16 protein-coding genes are annotated in these 15,164 nt (G+C 45.7%); 2 read left to right on the plus strand and 14 right to left on the minus strand.

Features of this window, described 5'->3' with window-relative positions; genetic code table 11:
* Positions 1 to 62: 62 nt before the first annotated feature.
* The 5 genes from fabZ to ACZ43M_RS25440 all read right to left on the minus strand — a co-directional run bounded on the left by fabZ (position 63) and on the right by ACZ43M_RS25440 (position 4,264).
* Positions 63 to 497: a 3-hydroxyacyl-ACP dehydratase FabZ gene (gene fabZ / locus ACZ43M_RS25420; RefSeq protein WP_464505299.1), complete on the minus strand. Its 435-nt coding sequence runs from the start codon at positions 495 to 497 to the stop codon at positions 63 to 65.
* Between the two features lie 89 nt (positions 498 to 586).
* Positions 587 to 904 (minus strand): DNA-directed RNA polymerase subunit beta, encoded by a 318-nt coding sequence (locus ACZ43M_RS25425; RefSeq protein WP_464505300.1) that lies wholly within the window; start codon positions 902 to 904, stop codon positions 587 to 589.
* 345 nt (positions 905 to 1,249) lie between these two features.
* Positions 1,250 to 2,251, minus strand: coding sequence for a rod shape-determining protein MreB (mreB, locus tag ACZ43M_RS25430; protein WP_464505301.1), 1,002 nt, complete (start codon positions 2,249 to 2,251; stop codon positions 1,250 to 1,252).
* A gap of 463 nt (positions 2,252 to 2,714) precedes the next feature.
* A complete protein-coding gene (gene spoIIID, locus ACZ43M_RS25435; protein WP_066309827.1) occupies positions 2,715 to 2,990 on the minus strand; it encodes a sporulation transcriptional regulator SpoIIID in 276 nt (91 codons plus the stop codon).
* Positions 2,991 to 3,652: 662 nt separating this feature from the next.
* Positions 3,653 to 4,264, minus strand: a complete 612-nt coding sequence (locus ACZ43M_RS25440) for a pyroglutamyl-peptidase I (RefSeq protein WP_464505302.1) — start codon at positions 4,262 to 4,264, stop codon at positions 3,653 to 3,655.
* Between the two features lie 89 nt (positions 4,265 to 4,353).
* On the opposite strand from ACZ43M_RS25440, the gene ACZ43M_RS25445 reads away from it, so the two are divergent.
* Positions 4,354 to 4,692 carry an MGMT family protein gene (locus tag ACZ43M_RS25445; protein ID WP_464505303.1) on the plus strand — a complete coding sequence of 113 codons (339 nt, stop codon included), beginning with the start codon at positions 4,354 to 4,356 and terminating at the stop codon, positions 4,690 to 4,692.
* 44 nt (positions 4,693 to 4,736) lie between these two features.
* On the opposite strand, the gene ACZ43M_RS25450 is transcribed toward ACZ43M_RS25445, so the two are convergent.
* Together ACZ43M_RS25450 and ACZ43M_RS25455 are read right to left on the minus strand one after the other, a co-directional pair.
* The gene (locus tag ACZ43M_RS25450) at positions 4,737 to 6,797 is read right to left on the minus strand and encodes a penicillin-binding transpeptidase domain-containing protein (protein ID WP_464505304.1); all 2,061 of its coding nucleotides are present in this window, start codon (positions 6,795 to 6,797) and stop codon (positions 4,737 to 4,739) included.
* Between the two features lie 527 nt (positions 6,798 to 7,324).
* The gene (locus ACZ43M_RS25455) at positions 7,325 to 8,191 is read right to left on the minus strand and encodes a peptidoglycan DD-metalloendopeptidase family protein (protein WP_464508114.1); all 867 of its coding nucleotides are present in this window, start codon (positions 8,189 to 8,191) and stop codon (positions 7,325 to 7,327) included.
* A gap of 142 nt (positions 8,192 to 8,333) precedes the next feature.
* Here ACZ43M_RS25455 and ACZ43M_RS25460 point away from each other — a divergent pair, with 142 nt between their 5' ends.
* A complete protein-coding gene (locus tag ACZ43M_RS25460) occupies positions 8,334 to 8,762 on the plus strand; it encodes a VanZ family protein (protein WP_464505305.1) in 429 nt (142 codons plus the stop codon).
* 1 nt (position 8,763) lies between these two features.
* Here ACZ43M_RS25460 and ACZ43M_RS25465 read toward each other — a convergent pair whose 3' ends face one another.
* From ACZ43M_RS25465 to ACZ43M_RS25495, 7 genes are all read right to left on the minus strand, one after another.
* Positions 8,764 to 9,738 (minus strand): nuclease-related domain-containing protein, encoded by a 975-nt coding sequence (locus ACZ43M_RS25465; RefSeq protein WP_464505306.1) that lies wholly within the window; start codon positions 9,736 to 9,738, stop codon positions 8,764 to 8,766.
* 578 nt (positions 9,739 to 10,316) lie between these two features.
* Positions 10,317 to 11,366, minus strand: a complete 1,050-nt coding sequence (gene spoIID / locus ACZ43M_RS25470) for a stage II sporulation protein D (RefSeq protein WP_464505307.1) — start codon at positions 11,364 to 11,366, stop codon at positions 10,317 to 10,319.
* Between the two features lie 363 nt (positions 11,367 to 11,729).
* Positions 11,730 to 13,043 carry a UDP-N-acetylglucosamine 1-carboxyvinyltransferase gene (gene murA / locus ACZ43M_RS25475; RefSeq protein WP_464505308.1) on the minus strand — a complete coding sequence of 438 codons (1,314 nt, stop codon included), beginning with the start codon at positions 13,041 to 13,043 and terminating at the stop codon, positions 11,730 to 11,732.
* A 32-nt stretch (positions 13,044 to 13,075) separates the two neighbouring features.
* Positions 13,076 to 13,888 carry a YwmB family TATA-box binding protein gene (locus tag ACZ43M_RS25480; RefSeq protein WP_464505309.1) on the minus strand — a complete coding sequence of 271 codons (813 nt, stop codon included), beginning with the start codon at positions 13,886 to 13,888 and terminating at the stop codon, positions 13,076 to 13,078.
* Positions 13,889 to 14,097: 209 nt separating this feature from the next.
* A complete protein-coding gene (locus ACZ43M_RS25485; protein WP_464505310.1) occupies positions 14,098 to 14,331 on the minus strand; it encodes a DUF1146 family protein in 234 nt (77 codons plus the stop codon).
* 164 nt (positions 14,332 to 14,495) lie between these two features.
* A complete protein-coding gene (locus ACZ43M_RS25490) occupies positions 14,496 to 14,666 on the minus strand; it encodes a hypothetical protein (RefSeq protein WP_464505311.1) in 171 nt (56 codons plus the stop codon).
* A gap of 46 nt (positions 14,667 to 14,712) precedes the next feature.
* On the minus strand, positions 14,713 to 15,039 hold the full coding sequence (locus ACZ43M_RS25495) for a YflT domain-containing protein (RefSeq protein WP_464505312.1): 327 nt from the start codon (positions 15,037 to 15,039) through the stop codon (positions 14,713 to 14,715).
* Positions 15,040 to 15,164: the final 125 nt, after the last annotated feature.

Genomic DNA, 15,164 nt, shown 5'->3' on the forward strand with positions numbered 1-15,164 from the left:
TAGAAAAAACTACCGAACGCGAAAAACGGCCGGCACCATATGGCACCAGCCGTTTCGGGAACTTATTCCTTCTTTTCTCCCAATGCAAACGTGATTTCCGCTTCACAGGCGATTTCGCCGTCAACCGTTGCGACTGCTCTGCCCCGGCCAATTGGCCCACGGAGCCTTGTCATTTCAACTTCGAGGCGAAGCTGGTCGCCCGGCTTAACCTGCTTTTTAAAGCGGCAATTGTCAATTCCTGCAAAAAATGCCAGCCGGCCGCGGTTTTCCTCTTTTTTTAGCATAGCGACTGCCCCGACCTGCGCGAGCGCTTCCACAATCAGGACCCCAGGCATAACCGGGTAATCGGGAAAATGTCCATTGAAAAATTCTTCGTTGGCGGACACATTTTTAATGCCAACCGCGCGTTTGCCTTCTTCCACCTCTAAAATCCGGTCTACCAGTAAAAATGGATAGCGGTGTGGGATAATGTCTTTAATTTCATTAATATCGAGCATTTGTTAGTACCTCCTACTAGTAATTACTCATTATTCTACTATTAAAGGTACACAAAAGGGAAGGGCTGCACTAGAACCCTTCCCGCTTTTTACTCTTTCTTGTTGACTAAATCGCGAATGTGCGTCCATGTGGACTCCTTCAATACATCTGCAGGCTTGCCGTCTCCGATGACTCCATAGCCGACTGCAGCTCCTGCCACCAAACTGACGAACGTAAACACCACTAATAAAACCAGCCGAAGCCATATCGGTATCAGCCGGATCCGAATCCGTTTGTTTGGGATGGCTGCAGCTTGGGTCTCCTGTTTTTCTGTGGCGACCGCACTGTCTCCCTTTTCTATTTGCAGCGCTTTTTTATATTCTTCGCGTGTCTGTACCCGCTGTTGGTTTAAATTATTAACATTCATGTTCATTTCCCCTTTAGCCGTATCCGCAATTCCCGCCCAACGGTCTTAGAGTTATACATATTATAACCAGTTTTAGTTTTATGCTTGAAAAATTTCATTTCCATTTATTCTATTATACAAGAATTATTCTTTTCCACATCACTTTTTTACACAAAATCGACAACTCTCTCACAAAAATTGTAAAAATTTAATAAAAAAAGTCCAATGATTAGGGCTTGACCAGCCGATTCATTAGACTTTTTTGGAAATATTGGTAAGATGTCATACCACTTGGTACATATTATTTTTATAAAATTTACTGACCGAGATCGGGTCGGAGCTAAATCCTCCAATCTGGTCGAGGGTCTAACCTAGCTTCCTGCCTGGTAAGCGATCAATGTTATCTAACATAATCCCTGTGCCGATAGCGACACAATCCATTGGATTTTCTGCCACTAATACCGGTACCTTTAATTCTTCCGCAAGCAGCATGTCAATACCGTGCAGCAAGGCGCCGCCGCCAGTTAAAATTACGCCGCGGTCGATGATGTCTGCAGAAAGCTCTGGCGGAGTCCGCTCTAGCACACTTTTAGCCGCCTGCACGATAACAGATACAGATTCCCGAAGTGAACCTTCGATTTCTTCGGAACGGACAGTAATTGTACGCGGCAATCCGCTGACCATGTCGCGCCCGCGAATTTCCATTTCTTCCGAACGTGATCCTGGAAATACGGTACCAATGTTAATCTTAATATTTTCAGCTGTACGCTCACCGATTAGTAACTTATACTCACGCTTGATGTAGTTGAGGATTTCCATGTCGAACTTGTCACCGGCCATTTTGATGGATGATGAAGTGACGATATCGCCCATGGATAGCACGGCCACATCCGTTGTTCCTCCACCGATGTCAACGACCATGTTACCGCTTGGCTGGAAAATGTCCATGCCGGCACCAATAGCCGCTACTTTTGGTTCCTCTTCAAGATAGATCTTCTTACCGCCGCTTTTTTCCGCCGCTTCACGAATCGCTTTTTGCTCGACGCTTGTAATGTTCGTCGGGCAGCAAATCAGGATGCGCGGCTTCGATAAAAAGCCCTTTACGTTTAATTTATTGATGAAATGCTTCAGCATCGCCTCGGTCACATCAAAGTCAGCAATAACGCCGTCTTTTAACGGGCGAATCGCAACAATGTTCCCAGGTGTTCGTCCCACCATGCGGCGAGCTTCCTCGCCGACCGCCAGCACTTTATTTGAATTCTTGTCAATCGCTACGACAGAAGGCTCATTCAACACAATTCCGCGGCCCTTCACGTGAATCAGCACGTTGGCCGTTCCTAAGTCAATTCCAATATCCCTTGCAAACATCTCTCTATCCTTTCCTCCTATAGACGGATTCCACATACTTTTCCTAATTGTTTATTGTATCACATTCATTAAAATAACCATAACAATTTAAAACAAACATTGTAAAAATTTGCAGAATCGTGTAGGTGGAACCATGGGGACGGTTCTAATATAGGCAATCGGAAGTTTTGCTCAAGTTTCGAAGCACTTTATAAGTAAACGGAATTTTAATCTAAAGGAATTACTTCTAAGGAATTATCGCAAAATTTTTGATTGCCTGAGTAAGCAGGAAGTTTTAAAGTTTTTGTACAAGTAATTCGACATCCATAGTCAAATTTCCTGCTTCTACTGGTTCCCACTGCAGCGGCACCACGGGGGCACCACGGGGACGTTTCCACTGGCTCCCACTGTCTCACTTGTGCCGTTTTTTAAAAAGTTGTACAAAAAAAGGCTATGGTGCCTGACACCATTCGCCCGTTTTTGGCTATTTTTGAACAGCCTCTCCTTCTTTTTCTTCTTTTTGGTACTTCATTTTTGTCGCCTCGCCGCCCCGTAAATGGCGTATGGATTTATGGTAATCTAATATCTCTTTCACTTCGTTTGCAAGTTCAGGATTAATTTCAGGAAGTCTCTCTGTTAAATCCTTATGGACTGTAGATTTGGATACGCCAAACTCCTTCGCAATGACGCGAACCGTTTTTCTCGTCTCCACGATATACTTTCCAATCTTGATAGTCCTCTCTTTGATGTAATCGTGCACACTCTCGCCCTCCCTAATATGGATGTGAGTAGTGTGAAATGAGACTCGCTTATCACTTCGACCAATTCTGCTATCCGCGTGTGTTCCAACCCGAGCTTCCGGACTGGAGAAGCCTCTGCTTCTGTGTTCTGGCATTAATAAGGACGTGCACCAGCGATTCACGCGGCAGAAAGTAATTACTTTCTGGATCATACAATGAATAAATCATATCCCCGGCTAAGTTCCCGTTAACCTCAAACGACTCCTCACCTCAAACACTCTCTTTGTAAAGGTTTGTAACCATTCTATTAGCTTGGATACGGGTTTATGCACAAAATAGCCAAACAGGACAAAGTATTTGTTTATTTTCAGATAAGTCAGATAATAGTGGTTTATTCGACAATTGGGCCTAAATCCCCAAACCCTTGCACCGCTTGAGGTTGGCAAGGAAATACTGGGGCAGACTGGAATATTTCCCGAGAAATTTGTCGGAGGAAAGTTTTGCACAGTGTTGGGGGTAAAAGTGGTGTTAGGCACCATTTGCTGTCTTTTAATAGTGGTTCCGTGGGGATTGGCGCCTGACACCATTTTCCATCTAACGACGGTGGTTAGCTATGTATTGGTGTCAGGCACCATCCGTGGACATTTGTCCTCCCCACATGGACACACACCCACAGCACTATTTACATCGTAGCAATCATGATTTTTACGGCTTCGGTCAGGTCGCGCTGGGACCAGGATGGGATTTCTTTTTTGCTTGCGGCAGCGAGTTCGTGTGATGCAGGGATGTGAACGAATCCGGCCGGGATGTCTTGGCGGTCCCCTGTCGCAGCACCCAGTCCATGCAGCACCACGTACATGACGTTGTTGCATAAATATGTACCTGCAGTGTTTGAGATGCTGGCAGGATATCCCTGTGCCGCAAGAGCCTCCACAAATTTTCGTATTGGCAGCTTTGAGAAGTAGCCTGCCGGGCCGTCCTCCACAATTGGCGCATCTTCCAGGATGACGCCATTGTTATCAGGAGCCCCGTCGCGGCAGTTGATGGCAATCCGCTCAGGGGTAATGGACGCCCGACCAGCGGCCAATCCAAGCGAAAGAACAGCATCGGGCTGCAGTTCCTTGATTGCCTTTAAAATTCTTTTCCCGGCCGCTTCATATTTCACCGGCAGCAGCAGTCCTTTTATGGTAAAATCGCCGACAATAGTCCCATCCAGTTCCGAAACAATTTTTTCAGTCGGATTGATCGGAAATTCTAAAAACGGTTCAAATCCGGTTAATAGCAGTGTTTTCATTTTTGCCAAATCCTCTCTTGTCTTTTTAAAAAATATTATATAATAAGTTGATTGGCTTGTTCAGAATTTTTAAAGAAGAGGATCTGACCATGACACCCTTTACTGAAACTGTTATCGGAATAATAAAGATCATTCCCGCTGGCAAAGTCGCTACCTATGGCCAAATTGCCGGCTTGGCTGGCAGTCCCCGAGCTGCCCGCCAAGTTGTGCGCATCCTGCACTCAATGAGCAAAAAGCACCGCCTTCCGTGGCATCGGGTCATCAATGCCAAGGGGCAGATCGCCCTGCAGGACGATGAATCCTTCAACGATCAATGGATGTCGCTCGAAGCCGAAGGTGTTGAGATCGGGCTAAATGGCCTAATCGATTTGGACAAATACCAATGGCAGCCGGCGGCAAAAGAAAAAAGCCTGGATGCCCCTTTTTAATAGCATCCAGACTTTTTCATAGGGATTTCCAAAGCTGCCACAACCTACTTCAGCTTCATATAGATATTTTTCACCAAGGTAACCGGCACCTTCGACATTCCGCGGTCCTGGACACCCTCAACCATCATCCCAATCATCAAGTTCGGGGACTCCACGGCATTCCAGCCGACAAACCATCCATTCTCCGTTCCGGTCTCGCCCTGTTTTTGCTTGATTTCCGCTGTTCCGGTTTTTCCTGCCAGCGGAAGATCGGCCATTTCCGCGGCATGAGCTGTTCCGTCCGGATCACCTACTACCTTCCGCAAATCACTGGCGATCAGCCCAGCATTCTCAGCAGAAACAACGGTTTCCTTCCACACCTGCCCCTGTTTCTCATCTGTGAGCAGAACTGGTTTGATCATATTGCCACCATTGACAAATGGCGTATAGGCAGAAAGCAGGTGAACAATACTCATTTCCACCTGACCCTGGCCGTAACCGGAGTCAGCCAGTGCTATTTCACTGCCCAGATTGCCGATGTGGGACGTCTCCAGCGGGTAGGCGTAGTCCAGCTTTTCCTCAAAGCCAAACCCCTTCAAGCCCGCCGCAAACTTCTCTTTCCCAATCTTCAATGCAGCTTGGGCAAAATAAATGTTGTCGGAGTACACTAACGCTTTTTCAAGATTGACCGGGCTGCTCTCGTGAACCCGCGTCACAAAATAGCCGCCCCACGATGGGTCCTTTTGCCACTGAGGCCCTTGAATGTCAACAGCATCCTCCGGCTTAATTGCGCCGTTTCCAAGCGCCACAGCCGCCGTCAGCGGCTTCATTACCGACCCCGGTGCATAGGTCATCTTAAACCGCGTCAGCATCGGCTGGCGTCCGTCATCTTGCATTGCCTTCCGCTCATCTGCAGAATAGCCCAGCATCGCTTGGTTCGGGTCAAATGACGGGCTGCTGACGAGGGCCAGCGTTTCCCCGGTCACCGGGTTCATTGCCGCGGCCGTGCCAACCTCGCCGGCTGTCGCTACCACACCATCAGACCCGGCTGCTGAGCCACCACTCATTTCTTTAAAAATAACACTCTGCAAATCAGCGTCAATCGTCAGCTTAACGTCTTTGCCATCGGCCACAGGTTTTTCCGCGATGACCTTCTCTCCGCCGGTCTTCTTTTTTATAAAAATCTTCACACCGCTTTCGCCCTTCAGCTGTTGGTCGAGCACCTGCTCCAAGCCGCGCTTTCCAATTACATCCCGGCTGGTGTAGCCCTTGTCCTTCAGTTTCTCCAGCTCATCGGCCGTGATCGCCCCAACATAGCCGATCAGGTGCGCCGCAGCCTCCCGATACGGATAAACCCGCGCATCGACCTTGCGCGTCTTCACGCCTTCTAGCGCTATCAGCTGCGCAATCCGGCCCTGGTCGTCCATTGGCACCTTTTTAAGCGGTACAAACATGCCAGGCTGCACCCAGCTTGCGGACAGTGCCTTTTCAATCGATTCCCGAGGCATCTTCAACAGCGCTGCCAATGGCTCCATTACTGGCGCCGCCAACGTCGAACCGGCGTCCGGGGCAGACACGCCCACTTCATACACCTGGCCATTCACAGCCAGCCCCGACCCGTTTCGATCAAGAATCTCTCCCCGTTTCGCCGGGACTGTGCTCAAACTAATTTTGTCACCCTCCTGCATTTCCGGAAAAATGAACTCAGGGTTCCAGTCGAGAAACCAGTTCGACTTATCGTCTTTTTCTTGCTTTTTCAATGTGGCTTCGTGGGTGAATTTTATCGTTCCCGCAATGCTGTTCATGTTCGCGGTAAAAGAATACTGTGCTTGTTCTTTATTAGCCTGTTTATCTTCTTTTGGCTTTTTGAAGTCAATCTTGAGGTCAGTAATCTGCAGATCTTCGTAAATTTTTTCATAGCGGCTGGTGAAATCTTCTTTGGAGATCGTCTTCTTCGCATCATTCGAAAGGTAATCATACATCTTATCAAATTTTTGCTTGTTCCATAGAGATATGTACTGTGCAAACCGCTCCTGCGGCGTTGGCTCCTTACTGCATCCAGAAGCGACACCCACCGCCGTCAGCAAAACCAAAAGCAGCAACCACAACCGTCCTCTCCTACTCATACCAAAAATCCCTCCTTTAATTCCCATTTTAACACTAAAAAGGAAGCGGGGTGCGATCCTTTGCTTCCATCCCAGGAACTTTGAGTCCCATATAAGTAGGTGTCGGGCACCCTTTCCACTATCTTTAAGCATGCAACAGTGGCAACCCATCTAATGGTGTCAGGCACCAGCCGTGGACATTTGTCCTCCCCACGTGGACAACCTTCATTTATAAACACTAATCCCCATTTTATTAATTGTTTCATGATTTATTCATAGTTTGTTCATACTTAAGGGGTAATATAGAGACATGAAAAGGACAATCTCTTTCATCTTTTTCATTAACCCCCCTTTATAATTACTTTTTATAATCCGGCCTTGTGTGCCGGATATTTTTTTGCCATTAAATGTCCAGGAAGCACGTTTTTCCTTTAGGAACCAGTAAGGGACCAGTAGAACCGTCCCCGTGGCCCGCCGTGGTCCCCCACTCCCCATAAAACAAAAAAAAGAGGAAAGCATTCCCCTTCCCCTTTGGTACAAAATCCATATTAAGAATTTTTCTTTTGTGTTGTGTTTGTTGATTGGTCGTCGCTGTCAGTGGAGTTGTCGCCGTCTGATTTTTTGTCATCAGAAGGTTTGTCGTCTGACTTCTTGTCATCGGCAGGCTGCTCGGAATCATCTTCAAACAGTTCTTCCTGCTTCTTTAATTGCTGCTCTTCCACTTTTGCTTCTTGCAACGTGCTTAACGATTTGTCAAAATACTTTGTAGGATTAACCGCGACGCCATCTTTGCGAATTTCAAAATGGACGTGTGTTCCAGCTTTTTGATTCAACATGCTTTGTCCAGCCTTGGCAAGCACATCGCCTTGCTTCACTTTTTGGCCAACTTCGACTTTAATATCTTTCACAGACTGATATTGTGTTACAATACCTTTGTCGTGTTCAACTTCAACGACGTTTCCAAGGACAGAATCTTCATCGACCCGAGTGACGGTACCGCTTAATGATGCTGTAACATCAAAGCTTTCGCCGTTTTTCATTGTTATGTCGATACCAGTACTTGGTGAGTACGTATTGTTGTAGAATACCAATGCTGCTTCTTGCTCTTCGGCTTTTGCGTCAAAATCATAGAACTTTGTCTTAATGACAGCGTCTGCGCTCTTCGCCACCGGCATTTTGAAGTTTTCTAAAGCTGTGTTAACCTCGACTGCTGGTGTGTCGTTCTTTTTACCAGTAATATCAGTAGACTTGTAGTCATATTTATCTGAGTCACTGCTGCTTGACTGATACCAAAGAACTCCTGTTAAAATGATTGCTGCACTTGCAATATAAATGGCTGGAAATACCCAACGCTTTTTGAAAAAGCGTTTTACGCTGGAACCTTGAGAAGATCGTTTGTTTTCTTCCTCTCTCATTTTCATCACCTCAGCAATCATTCTGAACAGATAACTAGAATTATATACACGAGGCAAGAAAATTTTTTGAAAAAACTTATTTTTCGTTTATGTCCGCAATTTTATGCATTATTTTTTGAAAAAATATTTGGAGGTACTCATCATGAAATGGATATTGCGCCTTTTGCCGCTCCTTTACATGGCCGCGATCTGGATCCAATCCAGCCTGCCATCGGATCATTTCGTCGAGCTGCCCGACTCGCAACTCGACCATACTATTAAAGAATCACTGCATTTAATAGAATTCGCGATTTTATATGTATTGCTAGTGCTAGCCTTGTTAACCTGGCGCGGCCGCAACTTCTCATCAGGCTGGAACCTCGCCTGCGCTCTGTTTGCCGCCTTCTACGGCATCAGCGACGAAATCCACCAATCGTTCTATCCCTACCGCTCCGCGTCGCTCTTCGATCTTGTTAAGGATTTTACCGGGATATTGGTCTGTTACTACTTTATCAGCGGGGCGCTGTTCCGGGGTAAGTTTGGCGGGCTGGCGCGGGTACTGGGACGTGTGAGTTCACATGGAGCTAGTTAAATTATTTTGGTGGGTCGGGTTGATGATAAACCCGGCCTTTTAATTTGCCGGTATGCGGAATTTTCATTGAGGTTAAAAGATAACTCGCCACACGAGGAGATCCAATATGAAGGAATTCCCGAAGTTCAGAATTGGTAATCGTTGGTTTAATGAGTAAAAAATAAACATCGATGGCCGGGATATGAGCCGTTTTAGATTTACATTGACAGTTTGGATAATACCAAACCCCATAATTATAATTCATCGGTAAATAACGACATGGGGGGCATTTTACTCCGCTGAGGATTTCGGTAGGTGACAGATTGAATTGTTTTAAAATATCAGGATTTTCCGGGGTGTGCTTTGCAAGCAGCAGTCGTCTCAGTTTTTTTAACTCTTTGGAATCTAGTTTTTCTACCTTATTCATGCTTGCAATTTGCTCTATCTTATCTACTAAAGCTTCACCATTGCAGCAAACCTGTAATACCTGCTCATTTCCTCCTTCTGTGGTGATGATCGTTTTTTCATTACTATTTACAAAAAGATAATGTACTGGAATATCCGTAATATGATGCTGCCTCAGCCACATTTTAAGCTTTCGTGCCTGGAGTCTGGTCTGCAGGACAGGATTCTTAATCCTTTCGACTTCGCCGTTCTTTTTCCAAAAAGCTTGATTCAGAGCTTTTTTAAAAATAATCTCACCGCTCATATTTTTCACTTCAAGGGCAATCGCAAATGCGGAACAGAGGATGAGAAAATCAATCTGGAAGTAGTACCGTCCTAATTTCAGCCGGATATTATGAAAAATATGATACTTTTGATCCGGAAGCATGCTTAAATGGAACTCCAACGCCTTCTCCCCACGGTAACCTGCCAGTCTCCGTTTATATTCTCCTGTTATTTCAGGTAACGCAGGGTGAAATGGTGGGAGCCGTCCGTCTAAAATAGCCTCCAGTTTCAAAATTCTTAAAGGAATTGAACAAGGTTTATCATACAAAAGGCATCATTCCTTTCTTTTTTGGTTCAATTCCTTTTTTGCTCCTCTTTTCCCTGCAAATATCGACATATATTGTGAATTTTTCATGTCATTTTTATTAAAATGTTAGTCGTTATTTTTTTTAGTTGATTTATTTACAAGTTTGATCAAATTATTTACATCTTTTTGATTTTATTTACATCTTTTCATGATTTATTTACGACTTTCCTAGTTTTATTTACATCTCACCATTCGGCCTGCTAAAACAACCAAAAACCGTAACAAAATCTCTCAATTACCATTTCCTAAGTCACTTTTCCATAGAAGAATGCCCTTATTTTTGAGATTGATATTCCATTTTTTGATTTATTTACAACTTAAATGGATTTATTTACAATTTTTGAATTATATCTACGTCTTTACGAATTTATTTACGACTTTTACTAACTTATTTACAACTTTACCTCTTTTATTTACAACAGCCCTAGTTACCTGCACAAACCAACCCAAAAAGCCAGGCATCCATGCCTGGCTCAGGTAACTTTTTCCACACCTATTCATGCTCTAAATAGGGCTAACCACAACCCCAAGCCCACACTCTATTTCTTCGCGGTAATCGTCGCCAGCATGCTATCCGCCGACGTAACCTGGACGCCCTTGTAGTAGTACTGCACGATGTCCTTGTAGGTCTTGCCTTCCTCCGCCATGCCGTTGGCACCGTACTGGCTCATCCCGACGCCATGCCCGAAGCCGCGTGTCGTAATCACGATATTGCTTCCCTTGCGCTCCCAGGAAAAATCCGACGAACGTAAATCGAGCTTCTCGCGAATCTGCTTGCCGGTCAACTTCTTGCCGTTAAAATCGACCTTGGCTACGCGTTTACCCTCAGTTCGGGCCACAATTTTTCCAATCGTACCGCTCGAGCCTACCTTCACGCCAAGTGCCGACTCAAAACTCTTAACCGACATCACCTTCTGACTGTTGAATTTCGGAGACTCCTTATCCCACGGGCTCGAAACACTTCTCAAATAAGGGATATTGCCGGACCAGTAGTCCTCCGAATTCTCGGTAAATCCATTGCTTGTTGAGAAAAACATGGCATCAATCGGTTTTCCATCATAGGTTAAAATCTGGCCGCTCGTCGTGCGTACGGCCTCAATGATCTTCTTCTTTTTCCACTCATAATCAGCGCCCCACTTCTTGCGCTGCTCATCATCACTCATGTACACCTGATGGTTTTGCGTATCGGTCACCAACGCCCCTTCGGCTAACGCACTTTTAGGAACGCCCATGGTATTTTTCGTAATCATCCGGTTCAAAATATACGTTCTCGCTGTCAGCGCCTGGGCCTTCAACGCCTCTGGATTGAATTCGGCGGGCATCTCAGCTGCGACGACACCAATCAGATAGTCCTCCATCGCCATTGTTTCAGTTGAAGACTTTGCCGAACGAAACACAGCAACCTCCACGGCCGAATCCGCTGTCGGCTCAGTAGCTTGCCCTGACCCCGGTTTCGGTTTCGCCAGGGCCTCTCCCAACTTGCCGCCCGCCTTCTCACCAGAAAAGGGCAGAACCACAACGGCTGGGATAATCAACGTCAAGGCAATGAGAATCGATACTAGTACGAAGAGTGGTTTGATCTTATTCATGAATGTGCCTCCAGAATGTAAAATTCACAGCCCACCTTATCTCGGGATGCGTTCAATAAAACATATGGAAGCGGACAAGCAATTATTACAGTTTTTTTCAATTGGCCGCAGGGGCCCCACCATCCACGGCGGCTGCACTATTTTCACGGTGGAAAGTCACATATTGGTGTCAGGCACCAATGTGGATAAGTCGAATAACACTGAATATGTGGATAACTTTTCCACAAAATAAAAACAGGACCCGTTTACCAGGCCCCGTTGCTTTGGTTTTGTTCATAGTTATTTAGTTGATGCCGAATGGCCGAATGGCGGCAGGCCCGGGCTATTATAAAATCACGCCCCTGCCCTAATACCCACATCACCTTAGGCATTCAAATCGGAAATATAATTCCCCAGTTCGATGAAGTTTTCCTCGTCTGCTTCGTTCACGCGTTCGATATCCGCTCCAAGCGACGCTAATTTATGATGGAAACCAACATAACCACGGTCCAAATGCTTCAATTCGGTTACGCGTGTTACGCCATCGGCCACAAGCCCCGTCAAAATCAACGCTGCCGCAGCGCGAAGGTCAGTCGCAGCCACTTCCGCTCCCTGTAAATTCGAAGGACCTTGCAGAATCACTGAACGGCCTTCAATCTTGATATCAGCATTCATGCGGCGGAATTCCTCCACATGCATGAAGCGGTTCTCAAATACCGTTTCCGTAATCATCGAGGTGCCTTCCGCACAAAGCAATAAGGCCATCATTTGCGATTGCATATCCGTTGGGAATCCTGGGTGCGGCATTGTCTTAATATCTACCGCCTTCAAATGATCAGGACCGATGACACGAACGCCATCTTCTTCCTCAAGGATCGTTACGCCCATTTCCTCCATTTTTGCAATTAATGAAGATAAATGTTCCGGAACAGCGCCGCGTACCAACACATTACCGCCCGTAATCGCCGCAGCCGTCATAAACGTACCTGCCTCGATTCGGTCCGGAATAATATTATGGTCCGCTCCAAACAGTACATCGACACCTTCGATACGAATCGTACCAGTGCCGGCACCTTTGACGCGTGCTCCCATTTTATTCAAGAAATTCGCCAAATCTACAATTTCCGGTTCTTTCGCCACGTTTTCGATGATTGTCGTACCCTGAGCCAGAGTCGCAGCCATCATAATATTTTCAGTGGCTCCAACACTTGGGAAATCCAAATAAATCTTTGCTCCATGCAAGCGGCCGTTTACCTCCGCCTCGATGAAGCCATTGCCCACCTTCACCGTTGCACCCATGGCTTCAAAGCCCTTTAGATGCTGGTCAATCGGGCGAGATCCAATCGCACAGCCGCCAGGTAAAGCTACCCGAGCACGGCCATTGCGCGCCAATAACGATCCCATTACAAGCACAGACGCACGCATTTTTCGAACGTATTCGAACGGCGCCTCCTCTTTCAACACTCTGGATGCATCAACAACAACAGTATTATTGTCAAAACGAACCTCCGCATTTAAAAAGCGAAGAACTTCATTAATTGTGTATACATCGGAGAGCGTAGGTACATCACGTATCACACTTTTTCCATCACTTGCTAATAATGTTGCAGCGATAACAGGCAGGACGGCGTTCTTTGCACCTTCCACTTTAACCGTTCCATACAGCCTTTGTCCGCCGCGGACGATAATCTTTTCCAAGAGTATTCCCCTCCGCGTCCATTTTCTCTATATTAATATTCAATCGTAATGATAGGGGTTCCTACTACAATGGTAGTCTGAGCGCCCAATCCTTCGGAGCGTAATCCAATTTGTAAATTCATGTGATCTTTCTTCGTAGCTAAGCTGTCTGAAAACACCGGCGACGCGGCAGAAACAGACATGAAATTCTCCTCTTTTAACGCTTCGAGCTCTTTAGCATCAAAGCCGGACAATACCTGGTCCATTTTCAATCCTAAAGCCGTATCAATCTTATCACTGTAAACGCCTTTCATACAAGAAAAAACTGTAGGATTTCCTCGAAATATGTCATTCAGCCTATTTTTAAACTTTGACCCCGAGAAAAACCGCTCCGAGGACTCGTTCCACTGCTTACCCCTGACACTATATACTATATACGCAGCCTGAGGTTGGTTTGTGCGGGTTGCCAAGAATTGAAGCACTTCTGTGTGGTGTGTAGATGCTGGAGATACTGCTGTCCATTCCCACTTCTCGCTGGTTTCGGTCACCGTCCACTCCCAGCCGGGGAATTTCTGCTTTAGCTCGTCTGCGTATTCCTTCACGTCTTTCTCACCTTCGAAACCGGTCACCTGCTCACGTGCATAAAACGACCATTCCTCGAGCAAAATATCTTCGGCTTGCAAAATCTCGCCGATTTTCCCCAAGTCACTTTTTTCTTTTTGGAAAAATATCTGGCGAACGCCGTCCCCGCTAGCACTTCCGGACATAGCCGGACCAACGCCAAACGCAGTCAAGCCGCCAAACACAACAAAAAACAAACCTGTTGCCGTAATCAGACTTATATAAAGCTTACCAATTGGTTTCATCTCTCTCATCTCTCCCTTACTACCATTGTCTCCAATGGGGAAGAGAGCATACTTGGGAATTGTCGTCACTTTCTGACAAACTTATTGGTATTACGTCTGACAATATTATGTTATAGGATTCACATATTCCCACACATAAATTAGATTGTACTCAAAATATCGCAATAAGGGAACACGTACGAAGACCTAAAATTTTTCCAAATTCCGATTTACTGCAGCAAAAGTGGCAATTGCCGGGACCATTGCAGGTAGTCTAGGAAGAAATTACTAACTGTCGAACCTAATAAAATCGCCAATAATATGTACAACAAGCGTGCTTGAAACACGTGATTGGCTTTTAGCACCTTTTCAAGCCGGATCGCCTGCAGCGCCCACCACGAAAGCGCGATAAACACAATATGAGATAGTATGCTGACTAACGCAATTTGCCCAAAATCCTCCACGCTTTGCCCTCCTTTTATACACTAATGATTATTCTATCATGGAGGCGTAAAAAGTTCGATCTTTTTCCTAATTTTGGATTATCTTTTGAATATTCCTGGGAATAGGCAATAACTGCCTAAACAACGTTCAGCGCATTAACGATGTTTAGGCAGTTATTCCGTCCTTATACCTCATTCCATACTCGTTCTAAATTAAGCGGCACAAACACCCTGTCACCCTGGATTTCACGGTGGATGATCGGATCTGCAAAACTTTCCGCAGCCAAGCCCATTTTATGCCTTACCCGTTGTCTTACCCCGATTAATTTTTCAAAACTAACCGATGAATATTTCATTTTCATTCTCCTCCCCGCCGGAGCCCAAGGGCCCCAGCTACTTTATTTATGCTAATTTCTTTGCCACAACAATGACTTTGCCGAGATCGAGGTCTTGTTCATAAAGCTCTGCATCCCTCGACTCGAACACCAACGCCTCCAGCTTGGCGCGAACTTCGTCACCCCGCGTTCGAAACACATTGGCAACCGACTCGAACACCCCCTGCTCCGAGACGCCAATGTCGTTAATATCGAGGGAATCCGTTAAATTCTCAGACCGCGAGTTGTCGTGAGCCAATAAATAGATCTCTTCTTTTGTATATCCCTGCATGATCAATTGCTCTATTTCCCGTTTCGCTTGTACACCATTTTCCACTACTTTTACTGTGTCCATGTTCATTCCTCCTTTGTATGTTGTACTGGGTGTATAACCGCTATTTTAAAAACAAAACCTTTTTTTAAAAAATTTTTTTGTCATATGCGCGGGCATATATAAAGAAGGAAATCATGTCATAAATC

It is taken from the genome of Neobacillus sp. B24, assembly GCF_055381825.1.